17 protein-coding genes are annotated in these 22513 nt (G+C 66.0%); 10 read left to right on the top strand and 7 right to left on the bottom strand.

Annotated features, from left to right (window positions below; genetic code table 11):
• Positions 1-33 precede the first annotated feature (33 nt).
• Together ACODSM_RS11410 and ACODSM_RS11405 are read left to right on the top strand one after the other, a co-directional pair.
• A complete protein-coding gene (locus ACODSM_RS11410; protein ID WP_488805335.1) occupies positions 34-1200 on the top strand; it encodes an acetyl-CoA acetyltransferase in 1167 nt (388 codons plus the stop codon).
• Entirely contained in the window at positions 1197-2708 is a 1512-nt protein-coding gene (locus ACODSM_RS11405) for an AMP-binding protein (RefSeq protein WP_488805334.1), read from the top strand. Before ACODSM_RS11410 ends, ACODSM_RS11405 begins: the two co-directional genes overlap by 4 nt.
• A 114-nt stretch (positions 2709-2822) precedes the next feature.
• Here the strand turns inward: ACODSM_RS11405 and prpR are convergent, their stop codons facing one another.
• Positions 2823-4775, bottom strand: coding sequence for a propionate catabolism operon regulatory protein PrpR (prpR, locus tag ACODSM_RS11400; RefSeq protein ID WP_488805333.1), 1953 nt, complete (start codon positions 4773-4775; stop codon positions 2823-2825).
• Between the two features lie 248 nt (positions 4776-5023).
• Here prpR and ACODSM_RS11395 point away from each other — a divergent pair, with 248 nt between their 5' ends.
• From ACODSM_RS11395 to ACODSM_RS11380, 4 genes are all read left to right on the top strand, one after another.
• Complete coding sequence (locus tag ACODSM_RS11395; protein ID WP_015015667.1) at positions 5024-5932, top strand: isocitrate lyase/PEP mutase family protein; 909 nt, start codon at positions 5024-5026, stop codon at positions 5930-5932.
• Positions 5933-6063: 131 nt separating this feature from the next.
• Entirely contained in the window at positions 6064-7053 is a 990-nt protein-coding gene (locus ACODSM_RS11390; RefSeq protein WP_363317329.1) for a Bug family tripartite tricarboxylate transporter substrate binding protein, read from the top strand.
• Between the two features lie 42 nt (positions 7054-7095).
• Complete coding sequence (locus tag ACODSM_RS11385; RefSeq protein ID WP_488805332.1) at positions 7096-7896, top strand: SDR family oxidoreductase; 801 nt, start codon at positions 7096-7098, stop codon at positions 7894-7896.
• Between the two features lie 124 nt (positions 7897-8020).
• Positions 8021-8668 carry a DsbA family oxidoreductase gene (locus ACODSM_RS11380; protein ID WP_015015664.1) on the top strand — a complete coding sequence of 216 codons (648 nt, stop codon included), beginning with the start codon at positions 8021-8023 and terminating at the stop codon, positions 8666-8668.
• 124 nt (positions 8669-8792) lie between these two features.
• Here the strand turns inward: ACODSM_RS11380 and ACODSM_RS11375 are convergent, their stop codons facing one another.
• From ACODSM_RS11375 to ACODSM_RS11365, 3 genes are all read right to left on the bottom strand, one after another.
• Complete coding sequence (locus ACODSM_RS11375; RefSeq protein WP_488805331.1) at positions 8793-9323, bottom strand: CreA family protein; 531 nt, start codon at positions 9321-9323, stop codon at positions 8793-8795.
• Positions 9320-11899, bottom strand: coding sequence for a cyanophycin synthetase (gene cphA, locus ACODSM_RS11370; protein WP_488805330.1), 2580 nt, complete (start codon positions 11897-11899; stop codon positions 9320-9322). The genes ACODSM_RS11375 and cphA overlap by 4 nt, the downstream gene beginning before the upstream one ends.
• A gap of 98 nt (positions 11900-11997) precedes the next feature.
• Positions 11998-14205, bottom strand: a complete 2208-nt coding sequence (locus ACODSM_RS11365) for a cyanophycin synthetase (RefSeq protein ID WP_488805329.1) — start codon at positions 14203-14205, stop codon at positions 11998-12000.
• A 237-nt stretch (positions 14206-14442) separates the two neighbouring features.
• On the opposite strand from ACODSM_RS11365, the gene ACODSM_RS11360 reads away from it, so the two are divergent.
• The 3 genes from ACODSM_RS11360 to ACODSM_RS11350 all read left to right on the top strand — a co-directional run bounded on the left by ACODSM_RS11360 (position 14443) and on the right by ACODSM_RS11350 (position 18188).
• Positions 14443-16749: a cyanophycin metabolism-associated ABC transporter gene (locus ACODSM_RS11360; RefSeq protein ID WP_422847741.1), complete on the top strand. Its 2307-nt coding sequence runs from the start codon at positions 14443-14445 to the stop codon at positions 16747-16749.
• Positions 16750-16770: 21 nt separating this feature from the next.
• A complete protein-coding gene (locus ACODSM_RS11355) occupies positions 16771-17268 on the top strand; it encodes a cyanophycin metabolism-associated DUF1854 family protein (protein WP_015015659.1) in 498 nt (165 codons plus the stop codon).
• A 488-nt stretch (positions 17269-17756) separates the two neighbouring features.
• A complete protein-coding gene (locus ACODSM_RS11350) occupies positions 17757-18188 on the top strand; it encodes a hypothetical protein (protein ID WP_060984310.1) in 432 nt (143 codons plus the stop codon).
• A 282-nt stretch (positions 18189-18470) separates the two neighbouring features.
• Here ACODSM_RS11350 and ACODSM_RS11345 read toward each other — a convergent pair whose 3' ends face one another.
• The 3 genes from ACODSM_RS11345 to gspF form a co-directional block, all read right to left on the bottom strand.
• Positions 18471-18905: an EF-hand domain-containing protein gene (locus ACODSM_RS11345; RefSeq protein WP_203422250.1), complete on the bottom strand. Its 435-nt coding sequence runs from the start codon at positions 18903-18905 to the stop codon at positions 18471-18473.
• Positions 18906-19079: 174 nt separating this feature from the next.
• On the bottom strand, positions 19080-20006 hold the full coding sequence (locus ACODSM_RS11340; RefSeq protein WP_060984309.1) for a 5'-nucleotidase: 927 nt from the start codon (positions 20004-20006) through the stop codon (positions 19080-19082).
• 270 nt (positions 20007-20276) lie between these two features.
• Positions 20277-21509, bottom strand: a complete 1233-nt coding sequence (gspF, locus tag ACODSM_RS11335; RefSeq protein ID WP_488805328.1) for a type II secretion system inner membrane protein GspF — start codon at positions 21507-21509, stop codon at positions 20277-20279.
• Positions 21510-21750: 241 nt separating this feature from the next.
• Here gspF and ACODSM_RS11330 point away from each other — a divergent pair, with 241 nt between their 5' ends.
• On the top strand, positions 21751-22500 hold the full coding sequence (locus ACODSM_RS11330) for an SDR family NAD(P)-dependent oxidoreductase (RefSeq protein ID WP_488805327.1): 750 nt from the start codon (positions 21751-21753) through the stop codon (positions 22498-22500).
• Positions 22501-22513 lie beyond the last annotated feature (13 nt).

The raw sequence follows: 22513 nt of genomic DNA, 5'->3' as shown, positions 1-22513 counted from the left end.
CGCCGTCGTGGCGCGCATCAACGGAGGATGGACATGGGTGCAGCGATGGTGGGTTGGGCGCATTTGCCGTTTGGCCGGCTGGACAGCCTGGTGCTTGAAGACCTCATCACCCGCGCGGGCCGCGAGGCCCTGCAGCACGCGGGCATCGACGGCACAGCGGTGGATGGCGTGTGGCTGGGTAACCTCAACGGCGGCTTCACGCCCGATGTGTTTGCCTCGTCGCTGGCCCTGCAGTGCGACGAGGCCCTGCGCTGGAAGCCCGCCACGCGGCTGGAAAACGCCTGCGCGTCGGGCTCGGCGGCCCTCTATGCCGCGTGTGACGCGATCGAAGCCGGCCGCGCCCGGGTTGCCCTCGTCATCGGCGCTGAGAAGATGACCGCTGTCTCCGGCGCCGAGACCACGCGCATCCTGGGCGACTGCGGCTACTCCGGCGAGGCGGGCAGTCCGCCCGGTGGCTTTCCGGGCATTTTTGCCTCCATCGCGCAGGACTACTTCGCGGCGCATGGCGACCATTCGGCCACCCTGGCACGCATCGCGGCCAAGAACCACGCCAACGGCGCGCTCAACCCCTGGGCCCACATGCGCAAGGACCTGGGCTTTGAGTTCTGCAACACCGTGTCCGACCGCAACCCGATGATTGCCGCGCCCTTGCGCAAGACGGACTGCTCTCTGGTGTCCGACGGTGCCGCGGCGCTCATCCTGGCGGCCGATGATGCGGTGGGCGACTTCCCCCGCGCCGTGCGCCTGCGGGCGCGGGTGCAGGTCAACGACTACCTGCCCATGGCGCGCCGCCGTGTGGTGGACTTTGAAGGGCCCCGGCGCGCCTGGCAGCAGGCGCTGCAGCAGGCAGGGTGCGCGGTGCACGACCTGTCGCTGGCCGAGGTGCATGACTGCTTCACCATTGCCGAGCTGCTCACCTACGAGGCCATGGGCCTGGCGCCTGCAGGCCAGGGCCACCGCCTGCTCGAAGACGGCACCGTGCTGCGTAGCGGCCGCTTGCCCGTCAACGCGTCGGGCGGGCTCAAGGCCAAGGGCCACCCGATTGGCGCCACGGGCGTGTCAATGCATGTGGTGTCGGCCATGCAGCTCATGGGCGAAGCGGGCGACCTGCAGGTGCCCGGCGCCACGCTGGCGGGCGTGTTCAACATGGGCGGATCGGCCGTGGCCAACTATGTGAGCATTCTGGAGCGCGCCCGATGAACATTGCCCACCTGCTGCGCCGCAGCGCCTTGCTGTACGCCCACCGGCCCGCACTGCTGCATGGCGACCAGGTGCTGTGGAGCTACGGCACGCTGGCCGCGCGCACCGCTGCGCTGGCCGCCCATCTGTGCACGCGCTGTGGCGTGGCCCCGGGCGACCGCGTGGCCATCTACGCCGCCAATGCGCCCGAATACCTGGAAGTCCTGCACGCCATCCTGTGGGCAGGGGCCGTGTCGGTGCCGGTCAACTACAAGCTGCATGCCAGAGAACTCGCCTATGTGCTGACCGACTCGGGCGCGCGCATGGTGTTGACCTCTGAAGCGCTGGCCCCCGCCGTGCACGAGGCCGGGGCGCCGCAGGACGCGGTGCTGGTCTTTGGCTCCGACGCATACCGTGCCGCAGTCGCCCACACGCCCATGGATGTGTGCGACCGCGCGCCGCACGACGTGGCCTCGCTGTTCTACACCTCGGGCACCACCGGCCGCCCCAAAGGCGTGATGCAGACCCACCGCAACCTGCTGGCCATGACGGCCTGCTACTTCACCGATGTGGACGACATCCTGCCCGGCGACGCCATGGTCTACGCCGCACCCATGTCGCACGGTGCGGGGCTCTACAACTACGCCCAGGTGCTGCGCGGCGAGCGGCATGTGGTGCCGCTGTCGGGCGGGTTCGAGCCTGCCGAGCTGGTGCAGCTCGCGGCCAGCGTGGGCCAGCTCACCCTGTTTGCCGCACCCACCATGGTGCACCGCCTGGTGGATCATGTGCGCGCCACGGGCGCCGATGTGTCGGGCTTCAAGACCATCGTCTACGGCGGCGGCCCCATGTACGCCGACGACCTGCGCAACGCCCTGGCCGTGATGGGCAACCGCTTTGCACAGATCTACGGCCAGGGCGAAAGCCCCATGACCATCACCGCCCTGTCGCGCGCCCAGCTGGCCGACCGCGACCACCCGCGCTGGGCTGAGCGCATGGTGTCGGTGGGCGTGGCGCAGTCGTTGGTAGAGGTGCGCGTGGTCGATGCCGCAGGCCAGCCTCTGCCGACCGGAGAGACCGGCGAGGTGGTGGTGCGCGGCGACACCGTGATGCCCGGCTACTGGAACAACCCCAACGCCACGGCGCAGACCCTGCGCGAGGGCTGGCTCTACACCGGCGACATGGGCGCGCTGGATGCCGATGGCTTTCTCACCCTCAAGGACCGGTCCAAGGACGTCATCATCTCGGGCGGCAGCAACATCTATCCGCGCGAGGTGGAAGAGGTGCTGCTGCTCCACCCCCAGGTGCGCGAGGTCGCCGTGGTGGGCCAGCGCGATGCGGAATGGGGCGAGGTGGTGGTGGCCTTCCTGGTCGCTGGGGAGGGTGGTGCAGTGCCCGGGGCAGAGCTGGATGCGCTGTGCCTGGAGCACATTGCGCGGTTCAAGCGGCCCAAGGAATACCGGTGGGTGGAGGCGCTGCCGAAGAATGCCTATGGGAAGGTGTTGAAGACGGAGTTGCGGAGCAAGGGGTAGTCATGCGGCGGTGCGGCACGATGGGCAGTAGCGCGTCGAGACAGCCCGCTCTCACGGCGGGCCGTCGTCGGCGGGTTGTTTGTGGACAGGTGTCCGCGCAAGTTCGGACGCTTTTCAAACCGGCTTTCGACACCAGCGCCAGAACGTGGACCTGCTGACCCCCAGCTCTGCAGCGGCTGCGCCGGTGCGTCCGCCATGGCGCTCCAGCGCTGCCAGGGCCCGTGTGTGCCGGTCAGGTTTTTCTGGCGGGTGCTCTGTGGCGGTTGGGGCACCAGGGTTTTGTTCGATGTCTGGCGTCGCCGCAAAGAGTTCCGGGCATTCGTCTCGCAGCCCGCCCCACTCCACGCTGTCGCTGCGGCGGTACTGAGACAGCCATACGGCGATGCGGTCGCACAGGTTTTCCAACTCGCGCACATTGCCGGGCCAGGGATGCTGTTCCATGGCACCTCCCCATTGGGCCAACACTTCAGCGGCGGTGACACCGGACACGCCGACCCGGCTCAGACTGTGGGCCAGCAAACGCGCGGCCAGGACTTGGACGTCGCCCTTGCGATCCCGCAGCGCAGGCAATGCCAGCGTGAGGGTATTGAGCCGGTAGTACAGGTCCTGGCGGAATTGGCGCGCGTTCACCATCTGCAGCAGTGGCTGGTGGGTTGCCGCTATCACGCGCACATCGACCGGGATGGACGTGACGGACCCCAAGCGGGTGATGCGCCGCTCCTGCAAGACGCGCAGCAAGCGGGTTTGCAGCGTGAGTGGCATGTCGCCGATTTCGTCCAGAAACAAGGTTCCAGTGTGGGCTGCTTCAAACAGCCCGCGCTTGCCGCCGCGGCGCGCACCGGTGAACGCACCTTCCTCATGGCCGAACAGTTCGCTTTCGAGCAGCGTTTCCGGGAACGCGGCGCAGTTGATGGCGACAAAGGGGCGGCGCGCCCTCTGGCTCGCGTTGTGCATGGCCTGCGCAAAGAGTTCTTTGCCGGTACCGCTCTCGCCGGTGATCAGAACGCTGAAGTCGGTGGCGGCATAACGGCGGGCTCTGGCGATGGCTTGCAAAAACGCCGGGGCTTGCCCCGCCAGGCTTTCAAAGCGGTGGCGCGCGGCGTGGTCGCTGCGGCGGTGCTGAATGCGCAGGCGGTTGTCTGCCTCGTGGATGGTGCGCGCGTCGTACAAGGTCAGCGCCGCGCCCGTGGTGTGGCCGCCTTCGTAAATGGGCGTGCGATTGGCAATCCAGTCGCGGCCTTGCAGGCGCAGCACCGCGCCATGTTCGGGCTGGCCGCCTTCCAGTGTCTCGCGCAGCGACAGATCGGTGGTGACGGATGCGAGGGGTTCACCCAGGCGCGGCGCACGCACCAGGCCCAAAATGCGTTGCATCGCCGGGTTGATGGCAATGATCTGTTCGGACTGATTCACCGCCAGGACTGCCTCTTGCAGCGTGTGCAGCACCGTGTTGAGCTGTTCGTATCGCCCGGCCTCCAGCTGCGCAACCCGCGCCAGCTCCAGGGCGTCTTCAAAGCCCTGGCGGATGCTGGCATGCGAATACGCCAGCAGGCCAACCAAGCCTGCGTTTTCTGCCAGTTCTACCACCAGGCTGGAACCCACGACCACGCGGATGCCATCGCTGTGCAGCTGGCGGATGCACGCGCGGGCCGTGTCGGGCGTCTGGTAGGCGTACTGGTGGATATCGATGTTCAGCAGGCCCTTGACGGATTCCAGCTCCGGTAGCGTGTGGCCGTACATCACGATGCCCACGCGGTCGGCTGTTGACCGGGCCTTGATGAGCGCCTGCAGGATGTCAAACCCGCTCAACTGGATGGTGGCCACCGGGGCGCTGATCCCGCTGCGCAGCAGGCTGGCGTTGGACCCTGCGCTGACAAAGACATCGACCAGTCCGCTGTCCAGCCGCTTGCGGGCCAGGTCCAGCGCCACTTCAAAGCTGCCATCGATCACCTCGATCTCCGCTCTGTCCCGGTATTCCGCCACGATGGGCATGGCCATCAGCCGGATCTGGCGATAGCTCATGAAGCAAAGGCGAGGGCGACTGGCAAGTGGGGTGACGGGGGTTGGCATAGGGCGGACGGTTGTGCGGACGATGCGTTGGCTGTGCAAGCGTTTCAACGACAGGTCGTTGCGTTTCATTCTTGCTTGAGTGAAACACAAATATGAAACATTGGGGCGAATGGTGAAACATGCACGCCGCTGCTGTACGACATTGCTGCGGGCATGGCCAATCAAATCAATGCCTTACGGCAGGTGGGCGGGCTGGCACGTACTGTGCAGTAGCTGCCTTCATACCACCCTGTTTGCAACATCACTCCATGACCATGTCTGAATCTGCTCCTTCTTCCAAGCCCTCCATGCCCGCTCCCATCTCTTTGCGCCAGCGCCTGACCCAGCCCGGGCTGGTGATCGCCCCCGGGGTGTACGACATGGTGTCGCTGCGGCTGGCCGATACCTTCGGCTTTGATGCCTTGTACATGACGGGCTTTGGCACCGTGGCCTCGCACCTGGGCTTGCCAGATGCCGGGCTGGCCACGTATTCGGACATGGTGGGCCGGGTGAAGGCCATGGCAGGCATGGCCCGCTCCCCGTTGATTGCGGACGGCGATACGGGCTATGGCGGTTTGCTCAACGTGCGCCACACGGTGCAGGGCTACGAGGCTGCCGGCGCGCAAGCCATCCAGTTGGAGGACCAGGAATACCCCAAGAAATGTGGTCACACCCCCGGCCGCCGGGTGATCCCGATGGAAGACATGGTGCGCAAGATTCGCGTCGCTGTCGACAGCCGCCTTTCGTCCGATTTCCTGGTCATTGCGCGCACGGACGCCCGCACCACCCTCGGTCTCGATGAAGCCCTGCGCCGGGCAGAGGCATACGCCCGCGCTGGCGCGGACATCCTTTTTGTCGAGTCGCCCGAGAGCGAGGAGGAGATGCGAAAGATCGGCCAAACCGTGGACAAGCCCCTGCTGGCCAACATGGTGGAGGGCGGGCGGACGCCTGTGCTGTCGCACAGCGAGCTGGAGTCCATTGGCTACAAGCTCGCCATCTTTCCGGTCACTGCCTTGCTGGCCGCTACCCAGGCCATGAAGACGGTGTATGCGCAGTTTCGGCGCACGGGCTCGTCGGTGAACAGCGACGCTGGCTTGATGCCCTTTGCGGAATTGACGCAGCTCATGGGTTTCGAGGACGTCTGGGCGTTTGAACGCCAGTACGCCGAGACACCCTGATTGGCGAAGCACGCGCCAGCTGACGCCTTTCGCCCCTCGACAAGACGACCCCAAAGCACAACACGAAGGAGACAAACATGAAGCCCTATCCATTTCTCATCCAACACCGCCATGTGCCGCCTGCGTCCGCCATGCCGCGTCGGCGCAAGCTGCTGGCCCTGTCAGCCCTGCTGTGCCTGGGCGCGGTGGCCGGTATGCCCAAGGCCACGCACGCGCAGGACGTGTGGCCCAGCAAACCCCTTCGGCTGATTGTTCCTTTCACGCCCGGGGGAGTCACCGACACCAGCGGGCGTCTGATTGCCGAAAGTCTGGGTAAGCGCCTCGGCCAGCAAATTGTGGTGGACAACAAGCCGGGGGCCTCCGGAAACATTGGCACCGCGCTGGCCAAATCGGCGCCGGCAGACGGCTACACCCTGGTGCTGGGTTTTGACGGCACCATGGTGATCAATCCGCATGTGTTCTCCAAACTGCCTTTTGATACGGCCAAAGACTTCGCGCCGGTCGGCAAGATTGGGGATGCGACCCTGGTGCTGGTGGCAAACCCTGGCGTGCCGGTCAAGGGCCTGGCCGATGTGATTGCCTTGTCGAAGACCCAGCCGGGAGGCCTCTCATTCGGCACCTCGGGTACAGGGGGCACACCGCACATTGCCGGTGAGCTGCTCAAGATCCGGACGGGCGCCAACCTGACCCATGTGCCCTACAAAGGTGGCGGCCAAGCCATGACCGATGTGCTGGGGGGCACGATCCCGCTGGTGTACACGGCGGTGGCGGGCGCGCATGGACACATCAAGTCCGGCAAGCTCAAGGCCATTGCGGTGTCGAGTGCGCAGCGCACCAGCGCTTTGCCCGATGTGCCCACGTTTGTCGAGAGCGGTGTGCCAGACTTTGTCGTCAACTCCTGGGTGGGGCTGCTGGCACCGGTGGGTACGCCTGCGGCGGTCATCACGCGACTCAACACAGAACTGAACGCGGTGTTGAACGATGCCGCCGTGCGCGAGAAATTGCGTGTGATGGGCATCGAGCCGACCCCTGGCACTGCCGAGCAATACCGCGATGAAATCAAGCGGGACCTGGATCGGTATGGTGCCGTGGTGAAGGCGGCTGGCATATCGATCGAATGAGGCGGCTGGTCCTGCACACTTCACCTTTCTCGGAGCAAATCCATGGATCTGAATCTGAAGGACAAACATGTCCTCATCACGGGGGGCAGCAAAGGCATTGGTTATGCCTGTGCGGCGGCGTTTCTGGCCGAAGGGGCGCGCGTCAGCCTGGTATCCCGCAGCACCGAACACCTGGAGGCCGCACGTGGTCGGTTATCGGCGGATGTCCATGGCAGCGCTGGGCGCATCAGCGTCCATGCGGCGGACCTGCAGCAGCCCGAGTCGGCCGCAAAAGCGCTGGTCGACGCTGAAGCCGCCTTCGGGGACGTCGATGTGCTGGTCAACTCTGCAGGGGCTGCCCGGCGCACCCCGCCCGAGGAGCTGAGCGCGCAGGCCTGGCACGACGCGATGAACGCCAAATTCTTCACGTACGTCCACATGGTGGATCTGGTGGTCAAGAAGATGGGCGCGCGGGGCCGGGGAGCCATCGTTAATGTGGTGGGTGCCGGAGGAAAGGTTGCCAGCCCCATCCATATGCCTGGCGGGGCCGCCAATGCGGCGCTGATGCTCATGAGTGCGGGCATGGCGGCCGCCTATGGGCCGAAGGGCGTGCGCGTGAATGCCGTCAACCCGGGCGCCACCCACACCGAGCGGTTGCAGGCGGGGATGATCGCCACGGCACGCATGCACAACATCTCGGAGCAGGAAGCGCTTGCGCAGGCCACGAGCAAGGTGCCGCTGGGTCGCCTGGCGCAGCCGGAGGAGGTTGCCAACGTGGTGCTGTTTCTGGCGTCCGAGCGTGCCAGCTACGTCACGGGCGTGGTTCTGACGATGGATGGCGCAGCAACGCCCATGGTGGTGTGATACTGGCGGCACACTCTGGTTGGACAGCGCTTCAATCGCTACCGGAGGCGTTCATTAAGCCTGCGGCCTCCGCGGTTTTGAAGCCCGTCCTACCATCCTGGCTTGCCATCCACAGACTTGACCCATGACCACCACCCTCAAAATCGATTTCGTCTCCGATGTCTCCTGCCCCTGGTGCATCATCGGCCTCAAGGCGCTGGAACAGGCGGCGGACCGGCTCCAGGGCGAGGTCGCGCTGGACCTGCACTTTCAGCCGTTCGAGCTGAACCCGCAGATGGGGCCAGAGGGCCAGGACATTGGCGAGCACCTGCAAGAAAAGTACGGCGCCACGCCCGAGCAGAGCCAGAAGAACCGCGAGGCCATTGCGGCGCGGGGTGCGGCGCTGGGGTTCACCTTCAGCATGGACAAGCGCAGCCGCATCTACAACACCTTTGATGCACACCGCCTGCTGCACTGGGCCGAAGAGAAGGGCGTGCAGGCCGCGCTGAAGAAGGCGCTGTTCAAGGCCTATTTCACCGACGGGCAAGACCCGAGCAACCACGAGGTGCTGGTGCGTGTGGCGAGCGAAGTGGGGCTGGATGCGGCCGAGGCGCGTGCGCTGCTGGCCTCAGACCGCTACGCCGACGAGGTGCGCGAGCGCGAGCAGTTCTATCTGCAAAACGGCATCCATTCGGTGCCTGCCATCATCATCAACGAGCGCCACCTGATCCAGGGTGGGCAGCCGGTGGAGGTGTTTGAGCAGGCACTGCGGCAGATTGCCACGCAGGGTTGATTGCTATTTATTTGATAGCTGTTTGGGCATGTTGCACTGGCGCTACCGGCGGTTTTGATCAAAAAAGGGGCCCAAGGCCCCTTTTTTTGTGTGTGCGCTGTGCCTGGGCAGCTGCGTGGGCCCGTCACTTGCGCAGCGGGATGGCGGTGGCGCGGTCCACCGGCACTGCGGTCACGCTGTTCTGCGGCGAGCCGTCGATGAGCTTGTCGGAGTAGGTGAGGTACACCAGCGTGTTGCGGGCCGGGTCCACCATGCGCACGATGCGCAGGCGCTTGAACAGGATGGACATGCGTTCGCTGAACACTTCTTCCTGCTTTTTCAACGGCTCGGGAAAACTGATGGGCCCCACCTGGCGGCAGGCAATGGAGGCCTCGGCGCGGTCTTCGGCCAGGCCCAGCGTACCCTTGATGCCGCCGATGCGGGCGCGCGACACGTAGCAGGTCACGCCCTGCACGCCGGGGTCGTCGTAGGCCTCGACGATGATGTCGTGGTCACGGCCGATCCACTGGAAGGCCGTGTCCACGGTGCCGATTTTTTCGGCAGTTGCAGCTTGCGCTGCGCCGCTTGCAAGGGCGGTGAGGGCTGCAAGGGCCACTGCGGCTGCGGCTGCGGCTGCAGCTGCAGCTGCAGCTGCCAGCGTGCGTGAGGCGGTCATGCCGTGGTCTCGCCTTCGGTGCAGCGCTGGGCCAGATGGGCCAGGGCTTCTTCCACCTGGTCCACCAGCACCAGGCACAGGTCGCCGGGCTGCAGGCGGGCCAGCGCGGCGTCGATGGCGATGAACTCGCCACGGATCTCTTCTACATGCGTGGTGCGGGGGGCGCCCGCCAGGCCTTCGCGCAGCAGGGCCATCACTTCGCCATCGGCGCGGCCCCGCTGGGCGGCGTCCTGGTACAGGATCACGTCGTCAAACGCGGCACCCAAAATCACGGTCTGCTCGCGGATGTCTTCGTCGCGCCGGTCGCCCGCACCGCTGATGACCACGCTGCGGCGTTTGCCGGGCAGAGCGTCCACGGCCTGCACCAGCGCGCGCATGGCGTCGGGGTTGTGGCCGTAGTCGGCGATCACCGTCGCACCCCGGTAGTCCATGATGTTGAAGCGGCCAGGGGCGTTGTCGCTGTCGTTCACAAAGCCCGACAGGCCCCGGCGGATAGTCTGCCAGGGCATGCCCACGCCCCAGGCTGCGGCCACAGAGGCCATGACGTTCTCCACCTGGAAGCCGATCTTGCCGTTGCGCGTGATGGGCACGTCACGCAGGTGGATGGTTTCGCGCCATGAGCCTTCCGAGGCCACGATGGAGTCGCCATCCACATACACGGTGCGGTGGCCCTGGGCGCGGTGCGTGACCATCACGGGGTGGTGGCGGTCGCTCGCAAAGTAGATCACCTTGCCGGGGCACGACGATGCCATGGCCGCCACGATGGGGTCGGCGGCGTTGAGCACGGCGTAGCCCGTGGGGGCCACGTTCTGCACGATCACGCGCTTGAGCACGGCCAGGTCTTCCACCGTGGTGATGTAGTTCAAGCCCAGGTGGTCGCCCGCGCCGATGTTGGTGACCACAGCCACCTGGCAGCGGTCAAAGCCCAGGCCTTCGCGCAGGATGCCGCCCCGTGCGGTCTCGAACACGGCGGCGTCTACCTCGGGGTGCAGCAGCACATTGCGGGCGCTCTTGGGGCCGCTGCAGTCGCCGCTGTCAATCTGGCGGCCGTTCACGTACACGCCGTCGGTGTTGGTCATGCCCACGCGCAGGCCCTGCGCGGTGAACAGGTGCGCAATCAGGCGCGCGGTGGTGGTTTTGCCGTTGGTGCCGGTCACAGCCACGGTGGGTATGCGGCCGTCGTCGCCATGGGCAAACAGCTTGTCCACCATGGCAGCCCCCACGTTGCGGGGCTTGCCATAGCTGGGCGCCAGGTGCATGCGCAGGCCGGGGGCGGCGTTCACTTCCACAAAGCCACCGCCTTGTTCTTCGAGCGGGCGCAGCACGGTCTCGGCCACCATGTCCACGCCGCAGATGTGCAGGCCCACCATCTGGGCGGCGGCCACGGCGCGGGCTGCGACCTCGGGGTGCACGTCGTCGGTCACGTCGGTGGCAGTGCCGCCGGTGGACAGGTTGGCGTTGTTGCGCAGGATGACGCGCTGGCCTTTTTCGGGCACCGATTCGGGCGTCAGGCCTTGCATGGCCAGGCGGGCCACGGCGATGTCATCGAGGCGGATCTTGGTCAACGAGGTGGCGTGGCCTTCGCCACGGCGCGGGTCCTGGTTGACCACGTCTACCAGCTGGCGCACGGTGTGTTCGCCATCGCCCAGCACCTGGGGCGGCTCGCGGCGTGCGGCGGCCACCAGCTGGTCGCCCACCACCAACAGGCGGAAGTCGTGGCCGGGCAAAAAGCGCTCGACCATCACGGTGCCATAGTCGGCGGCGTTCTTGTAGGCCTCTTCGAGCTGGGCGCGGTCGGTGATGTTGACGGTGACGCCCTTGCCCTGGTTGCCGTCTTGCGGTTTGACCACCACGGGCAGGCCGACCTTCAGGGCCACTTCCCAGGCTTCGTCCACGCTGTCCACGGGCTTGCCCAGGGGCACGGGCACACCGGCTGCATGCAGCAGGCGCTTGGTCAGGTCCTTGTCCTGGCCGATGGATTCGGCCACGGCGCTGGTCGAGTCGACCTCGGCCGCCTGGATGCGGCGCTGCTTGGAACCCCAGCCAAACTGCACCAGGCTGCCGCGTGTGAGGCGGCGGTACGGAATGCCCCGGGCCACGGCGGCTTCGACTATGGAGCCGGTGCTGGGGCCCAGGCGTTCGTCCTCGTCCAGTTCGCGCAGGTCCGCGATCACGGCGTCCGCGTCAAAGCTGCCGCTGCCCAGTGCGGCCTCGACGAGCTGTTGTGCGTATTCAAACGCCTTGCGGCCCACAGCTTCTTCGCTGTATTCGACGACCACCTGGTACACGCCCGCATCGGTGGTGGCGGTGGTGCGCGCAAAGGTCACGGGGCAGCCGGCCTGGGCCTGCAGGGCCAGTGCGGCGGTCTGCAGCACGTGGGCCAGCGATACGTCGCCGCCACCGGTTTCCGGGTGCAGCGCGCCGATGGCGGGGAACAGGGCCCGCAGGCGGGCTTCGAATCCGGCCATCTGGCCCACAGCGCGCTCGTTCTCGGCGCAGGTCACCACGGCCTCGATGGCCATGTGGCGGCTCCAGAGGTTGGGGCCGCGCAGGGCCCGGGTGCGGGTTACATCCATGGAAGTCTCTTTCAGTGGTCCATCAGGGCACTGGGGCCCTGTTCAGGTCGTGGGATGTGAGGTCAAACAACAAAAAGCGGCAAATGCGCGGCGGGCCATCAAGACCGCAGGGCGGCAGTGGGGACCAGCTCGGGCTCGAAGGTCTTGATGCCTGCGCCGATCAGGTCGGGGGCAATGTCCAGCGCCCAGGCCGCGCCAATGGCGGCCAGCAGGGCGTCGGTATCGGGCACCACGGCGTTGCGGCCAAAGGTCAGGTCGGACAGGGCGCCCAGCACATGCTCGGCACTGCCCGTCGCCAGGACCACGCGGCCGTTCTTCACGAAGACCGCGCGGCCGTTGTCCTTGGCGCGGTGCTCGGCAATCACGGGCAGCGTGCCGTCCTGCGCATACAGCACCACGTCGCCGTCCGACAGCGGGGCCAGGTCGGCCACCTGGGGGATGGCCGCATTGAGCACCGCAGCGCCTTCGGCCAGCACCACGTCCACCTGGGTGCGCATCACCTTGGTCATCTGGTCCTGTTCGTGCACGTCAAACTCGGCCAGCGTTTCCACGCCATCCATGTCGGTCACCACGCCCACCTGGCAGCGGTCGTAGGCGAGGCCGTCGCGCAGGATGGTGCGGGCGTCGCTTTCGATCACGGCGGCCTGCACCATCTTGTTCATCAGCAGGCGGTGTGCGGCTTCCCAGTGGGCGCAGTCGGTGGCTTCCACAAGGCGGCGGTCCAGAAAGAGTCCATCACGGCAGGCCAGGCCGGTGTGGTGGCCGCTCAGGTGCAGCAGCCAGGCCACCACGCGCGAGATGGTGGCGGTGTTGCGCGTGCCTGCCACGCCCACCAGGGGGATGCGGCCTGCGGGGCCTTCGTCATCGGCGTCAGAGGGGAACAGGTGCTCGGCAATCGCCTGGCCCACGGGGCGGGGCGCGCCCACGGCGGGCTTCAAGTGCATGAGCAGGCCAGGGCCTGCGTTGACCTCGACAATTGCGCCGCCCTGCGTGTGCAGGGGCTTGGAGATGTCGCGGGCCACCATGTCGATGCCGGCGATGTCCAGGCCCACCACCTTGGCGGCGAGTTGGGCGATGTAGGCCACCTCGGGGTGCACGTCGTCCGTGCAGTCCACGGCCACGTTGCCGTTGCGCTGCACCACCACTTGGCGGCCAGCGGCGGGCACCGAGTCAGCGTCCAGGTCCTGGCGCTTGAGTTCCAGCTGTACCTTGGTGTCGGTGGCCAGGTCGATGATCTCCAGCGGGTACTCTTCCTCATAGCCACGGCGAGGGTCGGAGTTGAGCTGGCTGTCGATGAGTTCCTTGACCGTATTGCGGCCGTTACCGGTGATGCTGACCACCTCGCCGCGTGCGGCGGCGACCACCTTGCCGCCGACCACCAGGATGCGGTGTTCGTCGCCGGGGATGAAGCGCTCCACCATCACGTCACTGCCTTCGGGGTAGGCCACGTGGTAGGCCGCTTCGATGTCTTCCTTCTTGCGCAGGTCCAGCGTCACGCCCCGGCCGTGGTTCCCATCGGAGGGCTTGACCACCACGGGCAGGCCAATGTCTTGCGCGGCTTCCCAGGCTTCTTCGGGGCTATTGACCACCTGGCCTTCGGGAATGGGCACGCCGCAGGACTTGAGCAGGCTCTTGGTCAGGTCCTTGTCGCTGGCAATGCCTTCGGCAATCGCGCTGGTGTATTCGGTCTCGGCCGTCCAGATGCGGCGCTGGCGGGCGCCGTAGCCCAGCTGCACCAGGTTGCCGTCGTTCAGGCGGATGTGGGGGATGCCCCGGTCGGTGGCGGCGGTGACGATGCAGGCGGTGCTGGGGCCGAGGTACTGGTCGTCCACCTCGGTGCGCACGCGGGCCACGGCGGCTTGCACATCAAAAGGCTGGTCGTTGATGGCCGCCATGATCAGCGCATGGCCCTGGGCCAGTGCCACGCGGGCCACGCTCTCGTCGCGGGCGCGGAACACCATGCGGTACACGCCGCGCTGGCTGGTACTGCGCGTCTGGCCAAAGCCGGTGGGCATGCCCGCTAGGTTGAGCAGCTCGATCACGATGTGCTCCAGCACGTGGCCGCACCAGGTGCCCTCCTGCAGGCGTTGCAGGAAGCCGCCGCGTTCGCCCACGCCGCAGTGGTGTTCGACCAGCGCGGGCAGCCACGCCGTCAGGCGGTCATTGAAGCCGGGGATGGTGTTGGAGGGGTAGTCCTCCAGCTCGCCCAGGTCCAGCCAGACTTCCAGGACCGGCCGGTAGGTCCAGATATTGGGGCCCCGCAGGTAGTTGATGCGAAGCAGTTGGATGTCGTTGAGTTTCGCCATGGATTGCAGCGGTTGTGGTTCCGGCCTTGGTAAGGGCTGTGCGGTAGGGGGACGAGAGGGAATTTTGTGGACGATGATTGTGCGCCAGTCCAGCGCCTGTGCGCAGTGTCAGCCAAAAGGCGGCCACAGACGTTACAGGAGGATGCCGTCGCACCGTGGCGTGCAGTATCGGTGAGAATTCTTGCTTTCGCGAGAGCGGCCACCGCAGGCAGCCGGTGGCGGAAAACCCAACCAAAAATGCAACATCACCATTCTGTGGACGCCTCGGGTGTCTTTTCTGGCCCTGTGGGGGCCGATTTGCGGGCCATGCTCGCTTCCAAAGAGAACGTGTTGGCAGCTTTGCCGGTTGACCTGAGCGCCACGCTGCGCTTTGCGGCAGGGTGGGTGGTGGTGACGTCCGAACGGCTGCTGGCTTGCGACCCAGGCACCACCACATGGCGCAGCTGGCCTCTGGGTGAGGGCCTGGCGCTCAAGCTGCATGACCACGGTGGGGTGGGCTCGCTGGAGTTGCACAACCCGGCCGAGCGCCTGGCGCAGTGGCGTTTTACGCTGGCGAACCATCCACAGGCGCTGCGCCTGGTGCAGCGTTTCGAGCAGCAATTGACCCTGGGCGCCGGCAACGTCTCCGCCGAGGACGACGAGCCCGCCTGCCCCACGTGCCATGCCCCCCTGCCGCCCGACACTGAAGAATGCCCGGCCTGTGCCCGCGCCCAGCCGCCGCAAACCTCTACCTGGGTGCTGCTGCGCCTGTGGCGTTTTGCCCGGCCCTACCGCAAGCAGCTGGCCGCAGGGTTTGCCCTGACGCTGGCATCCACCGCCGCTACGCTGGTGCCGCCGTACCTCACCATCCCGCTGATGGACGACATCCTGATCCCGTTCCAGAACGGCAAGCAGATTGACCCCCTGCTGGTGCTGATGTACCTGGGTGGGTTGCTGCTGTCGGCCCTGCTGGCCTGGGGCCTCTCCTGGGCGCGCACTTATATATTGGCGCTGGTGTCCGAGCGCATTGGCGCCGACCTGCGCACTACGACCTACGAGCATCTGCTGCGCCTGTCGCTGGACTACTTTGGTGGCAAGCGCACGGGCGATCTCATGGCGCGCATCGGGTCGGAAACCGACCGCATCAACGTGTTCCTGTCGTTGCACGCGCTCGACTTCATCACCGACGTGCTGATGATCGTCATGACGGCGGCGATTCTGTTCTCCATCAACCCGTGGCTGGCGCTCGTTACGCTGGTGCCGCTGCCCTTCATCGGCTGGATGATCCACACCGTGCGCGACCGCCTGCGCACCGGCTTTGAAAAGATCGACCGCGTGTGGTCTGAAGTGACCAACGTGCTGGCCGATACCATCCCCGGCATCCGCGTGGTGAAGGCCTTTGCGCAGGAAAAGCGGGAGGCCCAGCGTTTCCGCGACGCGAACCAGCACAACCTGGAAGTGAACGACAAGCTCAACAAGACCTGGAGCCTGTTCACGCCCACGGTGTCGCTGCTGACTGAGATCGGGCTGCTGGTGGTCTGGGCGTTCGGCATCTGGCTGGTGTCGCGCAACCAGATCACGGTGGGCGTGCTCACGGCTTTCATTGCCTACATCGGGCGGTTCTATGGGCGTCTGGATTCGATGAGCCGCATCGTCTCGGTCACGCAAAAAGCGGCCGCCGGCGCCAAGCGCATTTTTGACATCCTGGACCACGTGAGCAACGTCCCCGACCCTGCCCAGCCCGTCCAGGTGGACAAGGTGCAGGGCGCCATTAGCATGCAGGGCGTGGGCTTCCGCTACGGCAGCCGTGCGGTCATCAAGGGGCTGGATCTGGACATCCGCCCCGGCGAGATGATCGGCCTGGTGGGCCACAGTGGCTCGGGCAAGAGCACGCTGGTCAACCTGATCAGCCGCTTTTATGACGTGAGCGATGGCTCCATCCAGGTCGATGGCATCGACATCCGCCGCTTTGCGGTGGCCGACTACCGCCGCCACATCGGCCTGGTGCTGCAGGAGCCTTTCCTGTTCTTTGGCACCATCGCGGAGAACATCGCCTACGGCAAACCCGAAGCGACGCGCGAGGAAATCGTGGCCGCCGCCCGTGCCGCCCATGCGCATGAATTCATCCTGCGCCTGCCGCACGGCTACGACTCGCTGGTGGGCGAGCGCGGTCAGGGCCTGTCGGGCGGCGAGCGCCAGCGCATCAGCATTGCGCGTGCGTTGCTGATCGACCCACGCATCTTGATCCTGGACGAGGCCACCTCGGCCGTGGACACCGAGACCGAAAAGGAAATCCAGAAGGCGCTCGACAACCTGGTGCAAGGCCGTACCACGATTGCCATTGCCCACCGCCTGTCCACCTTGCGCAAGGCCGACCGCCTGGTGGTGATGGACCGTGGCGAGGTGGTCGAAGTGGGCCCGCACGACGAGCTGATGGAAAAACAGGGCGCCTACTGGCGGCTGTACGAAGCCCAGGCCCGCCGCGCCGAGGAAGACGCGCAGGCCGCAGGCGTGATCATCGACAGCAGCCTGCTGCACCCGGCCCACCCCGCCGGCAATCCCTGAGACGCTGTGAGCAACCCAGCCATGAATGCTTCCCTGACCCCATCGTCGTCTATCCCCGCCTTCCAGCTCACGCGCAACCCGCACGGCCGCCTGGTCCTGACCCTGGCCGATGGCACGGCCCATGAGGGCGTGACTCCCGTGCGTGCTTTTCCCATCGCCGCGCCGGGCGAGGGGCTCTCTCTGGTGGGTGCCGACGGCCATGAACTGCTCTGGGTTCCCCGGCTGGAGGCCGTGACGGGCGCCGCCCGGCAGCTCATTGAAGAAGAACTGGAAGTGCGCGAGTTTGTGCCCACTATCCAGAAAATCCTTGCCGTTTCTAGCTTTTCAACACCCAGCACCTGGGATGTGGAGACCGACCGGGGGCCCGCCCGCCTGGTACTCAAGGCCGAAGAGGACATCCGCCGCCTGGGTGGCCGCACCCGGCTGCTGATCGCCGGGGGCGACGGTTTGCAGTTCCGTGTGAAGGACACCACGGCGCTGGACAAGCATTCACGTCGCCTGCTTGAGCGGTTTCTGTGAACTTTTGCGACGGAGCCAGTCCGGCTCCGCCCACGGCCCAGGCCCCTGTCTTGTCGCCGTGAGTTGTCTCCACGCTCCTGCATGACCGTGAGCAGGCGTTGAAGAGTAACTAGACGATAGAGGAGGGGCCACTCGCCCCCTTGCGCATTTCCAGGGGACGACCCGATCGGTGTGTCTCTCTGCCGGCTCTCTTGCGCTGGGTGATTCACGCCCGGCCAGCCCTATCTCCATCTCCGGACTGCGTGGTGGTGTCGCGACATATGCATGTGCGCGGCGCACTTCGGGGCCCCTTGGAGCACTTCAGCTCACCATTCCGACCCCTAGAAGGCGCGAAACCGTTCCCAAAGGCTGGATTTTTACTAGGGAAAACCCTAAATTTCGGCCAATCGGTGAAAAAGACCTAAATTCACCCTTCTTTTTGCCGTAATCGATGTACGAAGAGGCCGAAAGACCCTTTCCACACTTTTGTTCAACTACGGGCCAATGTCATGCAAATGCCACCTGTCGATCGATCGCCGTCCTGGCGTCCTCAGGGCGCTGATTTGTATTCCACTGGCGCCTCGGGTGCGCCTCCGGTGCGTCCCATCAACGCTCCCAACCCGGTCGAGTCTATGGACCGGCTGGGTGAGGGGGCGATCGTGCGCGAGCCGGACAAACCCTCGGCGCCCGAGGCGCCGAACCGGGACTGGACGGCGGTAAAAAAGAAGGAAACCGTCGAGGAGCCGCCGGAGCCTCCCAAAGAGCCGATCTACAAGCAGCTGCTGGAGTTCATCCAGTCCATGTGGCGCGCCAGCGGCAGCGCGGTAGAGGTAGCTCAGGACGTCAACAAGATGACCTTGCAGGAGCGTCTGGCCCAACAGGCCAAGAACGAGCCGCTGACCTACACCGACCCCAAGGTCAAGCGCACCGGCGGCGTTTGAGTCACCGGCATTGCCGGGCTGCCGCCGCGAAGGCGCCCCATTGCGTGTCATGGCGCCCGGTGCAGTTTGGCGAAGCCCCTGTGCAGCGGCAATCTGTGGCGTACAGGTAGCGCATCCCGTGGCCGCCCTTTACGGTGCACACAGAAGCCATGTGTACTGCCTCGGTGCATCCGGTATTTTTGCTATCAAGTAGATAGCTGGCGGCGCATATTGCACTAGCGCTCCAAGTCAATTGGATTCATTTTTGGGGTTTGCCGCTCGGCAAAGTGCAACCCGCGTTCCTCAGGGACGGGCCTCCGGTGCTGGGGGCGACGCAATAGGGGCTGCTGGTGTGGCTGCCGCTTGTGCGGCTGCCCGCTGACGATCACGCTCGGCGCGGTATTTGGCGGCAAAGGCGCGCACTTCGGCATACGACACAAAGCCATCACCATCCGTATCGGCCTCGTCAAAGGCCGCCGCCAAACGCGGGAACAGTTTCACCTCTGAGCGGCTGAGCTTGCCGTCTCCGTTGAAGTCGAGCATCTTGAATTCGCGCTGGGCCTTCAGTTCGCCCGGGCTCACCGCCGCTGCGGGTTCTGTGGCCGCGTGTGTCTCCACTCGATGGGCAGGTGGTGGGGGGGGTGTTTGTGCCAGGGCTGCACAGGCTGCGAACAGGGCCACCGTCGCGAGGATAGGCTTCTGCAGCCACAGGGGCGCCCAGGATTTGCGAATGCGCAAAGTGTTCTCCTTCAAAGTCTCAATGGCCATGGTGGCACATGAGGGGCGAGGGCGGTGGTTTGCAACCAGGGCTTTGCAGGCTTTCACCGGGCGTTGCAAGTCTTTGCAGATCTTTTCGCAAGGGCCGGGCATGGAGCGGCAGAGCCCGCAAGCTTGCAAGGGGGGCTCCGGCGGTCAGTTCCCCACAACCCGCACCGGATTCGAGATGCCACTGTTCACATGGCCCGCAGGCACATGGCGCGCTGCCGATGTGACGTGACCGGTCTGGTCGTCAAAGAAGAAATCGGGTTCGAATTCACGCAGAAACTCGCCCTTGGGCAGGCCGCCCAGAAACATGGCCTCGTCCACCGCAATGTTCCAGTCCATCAGGGTGCGGATGGCGCGCTCGTGCGCGGGGGCGCTGCGGGCGGTGACGAGCGCGGTGCGGATGCGCATGCCGGTGCCACCCGCCTCGCCTGCCGACTGCAGACGGTGCAAGGCGGCGAGCAGGGGTTTGAACGGGCCGTCGGGCAGGGGCTGCGCGGCCTTGTCGGTTTCGTGTTGCTGGAAGGCGGCCAGCCCCTCCGCCTGGTACACGCGCTCGGCCTCATCGGAGAACAGCACCGCGTCGCCGTCAAAGGCAATCCGCACTTCGTGGGGGTTGGAGTCGCCGGCCTGCACCGACTCCGTCACCACGCGCGCTGCGGGGTAGCCCAGGTGCAGGGCCTCGCGCACATCGGCCTCGTTGGCGGACAGGAACAGGTGCGCGCCCAGTGGCCGCAGGTAGCGAAACGGGTCGCGCCCTTGCGTGAACACACCGCGCTGGATGGAGGGGAGCCCGTGGGCATGGCATGAGCGGAACACGCGCATGCCGCTTACCGGGTCATTGCGCGACAGCAGCACCACCTCCACGCGCTGGTGCTCGGAGGTGTTGAATGCGAGCAGCTTGCGCACCAGCGAAAACGCCACGCCCGGCGCAGCAGGCACGTCGAGCCGCTGGCGCTGCAGGTCCACGTAGGCGCGGTCATTGTCCTTCTCGAAGACGCGGTTCTCTTCCTCAAAATTGAACAGCGCGCGCGAGGAGATGGCGACCACCAGCTTGTCGTCCAGAGTTACAGCCATAAGTTAGAGCGTGTCATGCACTTTTACGTGCCCGCGAAAGCCGGAGAAAGGCCCGGCAACTAGGCGCAGGTCGCGTGGCGGTATGAATACCGCAAGCGGCCTGCAACAACGTTGCCGGGCCTTTCTCCGGCTTTCCCATAGGGTCGGGCCCACAGGCAGGTGCTCGCGGCGTTGCAGCACTTGCCAAGGCGCTTGCCTTGGCGGCGCGCCGCGCCTTGCGATCACCAGCCTGTGGGCCCGACGCGGGTGCGTAAAAGTGCATGACACGCTCTACTTCACAAACTGGTTGAGCTGGATGATCGGCAGCAGCACGGCCAGCACGATCAGCATCACGATCAGGCCCATGCCCACGATGAGCAGCGGCTCCAGGATGGTGGCCAGCGCCATGGCGCGGCGCTGCACCTCGGCCGAGAGCTGGCGGGCTGCGCGCTGCAGCATCACCGGCAGTTGCCCGGTCTGCTCGCCCAGGCGTGCAAACATCGACAGCAGGCCCGGAAAGCGCTTTTTCTGCGCCAGGGCCGATGCCAGCGGAGCGCCTTCGCGCACCAGCACCAGCGCGTCGAGCGCGTCGGCACGCAGCGCGCGGTTGTTCAGTGTTTCTGCGGCGGCCTGCAAGGCCTTCAGGATGGGCACACCGGCGCCCGCCAGCATGGCCAGCGTGCCGGCGAACCGCGCTGCGTTGTAGCCGCGCGCCAGCTTGCCCACCAGGGGCAGATTGAGCCAGGCGGCATCGAACTTCTCGCGAATATGGCCGATGGTGAGCGCCCATCTTGCCCCAAGTGCTATCAAAACTGAAGCGATCAGCATCACCCAGCCATAGCTGCGCACAAAGGCGCTCAGGCCCAGCATGGCCACCGTCAGGAACGGCAGCGCGCGCTTGGTGCCTGCAAACACGCTGGCCACTTGCGGCACCACATAGCCCACCAGGAACAGCACGATCACGATGGCCACCAGGGTCACGATGGCCGGGTACAGCGCAGCGCCCACCAGCTTGGCCTTGAGCGCCTGGCGCTCTTCCAGGTCGTCGGCCAGGCGCTCCAGCACCAGGCCCAGGTTGCCGCTGTGCTCGCCCGCGCCGATCACGGCGCAATAGATGTCAGAGAACTCGCGCGGGTGCTGCGACAGCGCGCGGGCAAAGGTGGCGCCCGCGTTGACCTCGGCGCGCAGCGCGGCGACCAGGTGGCGCTGGCGCTCATCGTCGGCTTCTTCAGACAGCGCGGTCAGCGCACGCTCCAGCGGCAGGCCCGACGACACCAGCCCGGCGATCTGCCGTGTCCAGATGGCCAGCCCGGTCGCGCTGAACACCGGCCGGGTGAAGAGGCGCTGGCCCAGGCTGGCGGACCGGCCGTCCAGCGACTGGCCTGTCTGCACCATTTCCACCGCCAGCGGCACCAGCGCCTGGGCCCGCAGCAGGCTGCGCGCGGCCTTGGCGGTGTCGGCCTCCAGGAGGCCTTTGCGGGTCTGGCCCTGGGCGTCTAGGGCTTCAAAGGAAAAAGCAGGCATGCAAATGCGGGCGTGGGTGGTGGGGCGTGGGCGTGGCAATCACGCAGTCCTGCAACGGGCAAACATCCGCCACAGGACCGGCAGCCCCTGATGGTAGCCGCTACCCAAGGCCCAGTGCCTCCACCCAGCTTCCATGCCCGGGGCATGACACAGGTCAAGGCGCTGACGCATTGCGCGCGCAGAATGAAAAGTGATCTGTGGCATCGGGTTGCAGGCGTTTTGAACGAACAAGGGGTCTTTCATGCTGAAGAACAAGGTGGCATTGGTAACGGGCGCATCGTCGGGCATCGGTCGCGCCATTGCGCTGGTGTGGGCGCGCGAAGGTGCCAAGGTGGTGGTGTCGGACGTGAATGTGCAGGCGGGCGAGGAAACCGCCGCGCTGGTGCGCGCGGCCGGGGGGGACGCGATCTTTGTAGCGGCCGATGTGGGCAAGCCTGAGGATTGTGAAGCGCTGGTACAGCGCACCGTCGCCCACTATGGCCGCCTGGACGTGGCCTGCAACAACGCGGGCATCGGTGGCCCACAGGCACCGACAGCCGATTACCCGCTGGACGGCTGGGCGCAGGTCATCAACATCAACCTGTCGGGCGTGTTCTACGGCATGAAGTACCAGATCGCCGCGATGCTGAAGAACGGTGGCGGCTCGATCATCAACATGGCGTCCATCCTGGGCTCGGTGGGCTTTGCCACGGCGCCCGCCTACACGGCGGCCAAGCACGGCGTGGTGGGGTTGACCAAGGCGGCGGCCATCGAATACAGCGCGCACGGCGTGCGCATCAATGCGGTGGGCCCAGCGTTTATCCACACGCCCATGATCAGCGGGCTGGAGCAGGACGCCGGCATCAACGCCATGCTGGTCGGGGCCCACCCCATCGGCCGCCTGGGCCAGCCCGAAGAGGTGGCTGAATTGGTGACCTGGCTCGCGTCCAGCAAGGCGTCGTTTGTGACCGGGGCGTATTACCCCGTCGATGGGGGCTACCTGGCGCGCTGAAGCGCGAACAAAC

The sequence above is a fragment of the Acidovorax sp. FG42 genome (assembly GCF_057809195.1).
This window is presented reverse-complemented; position numbering and strand designations above follow the sequence as displayed.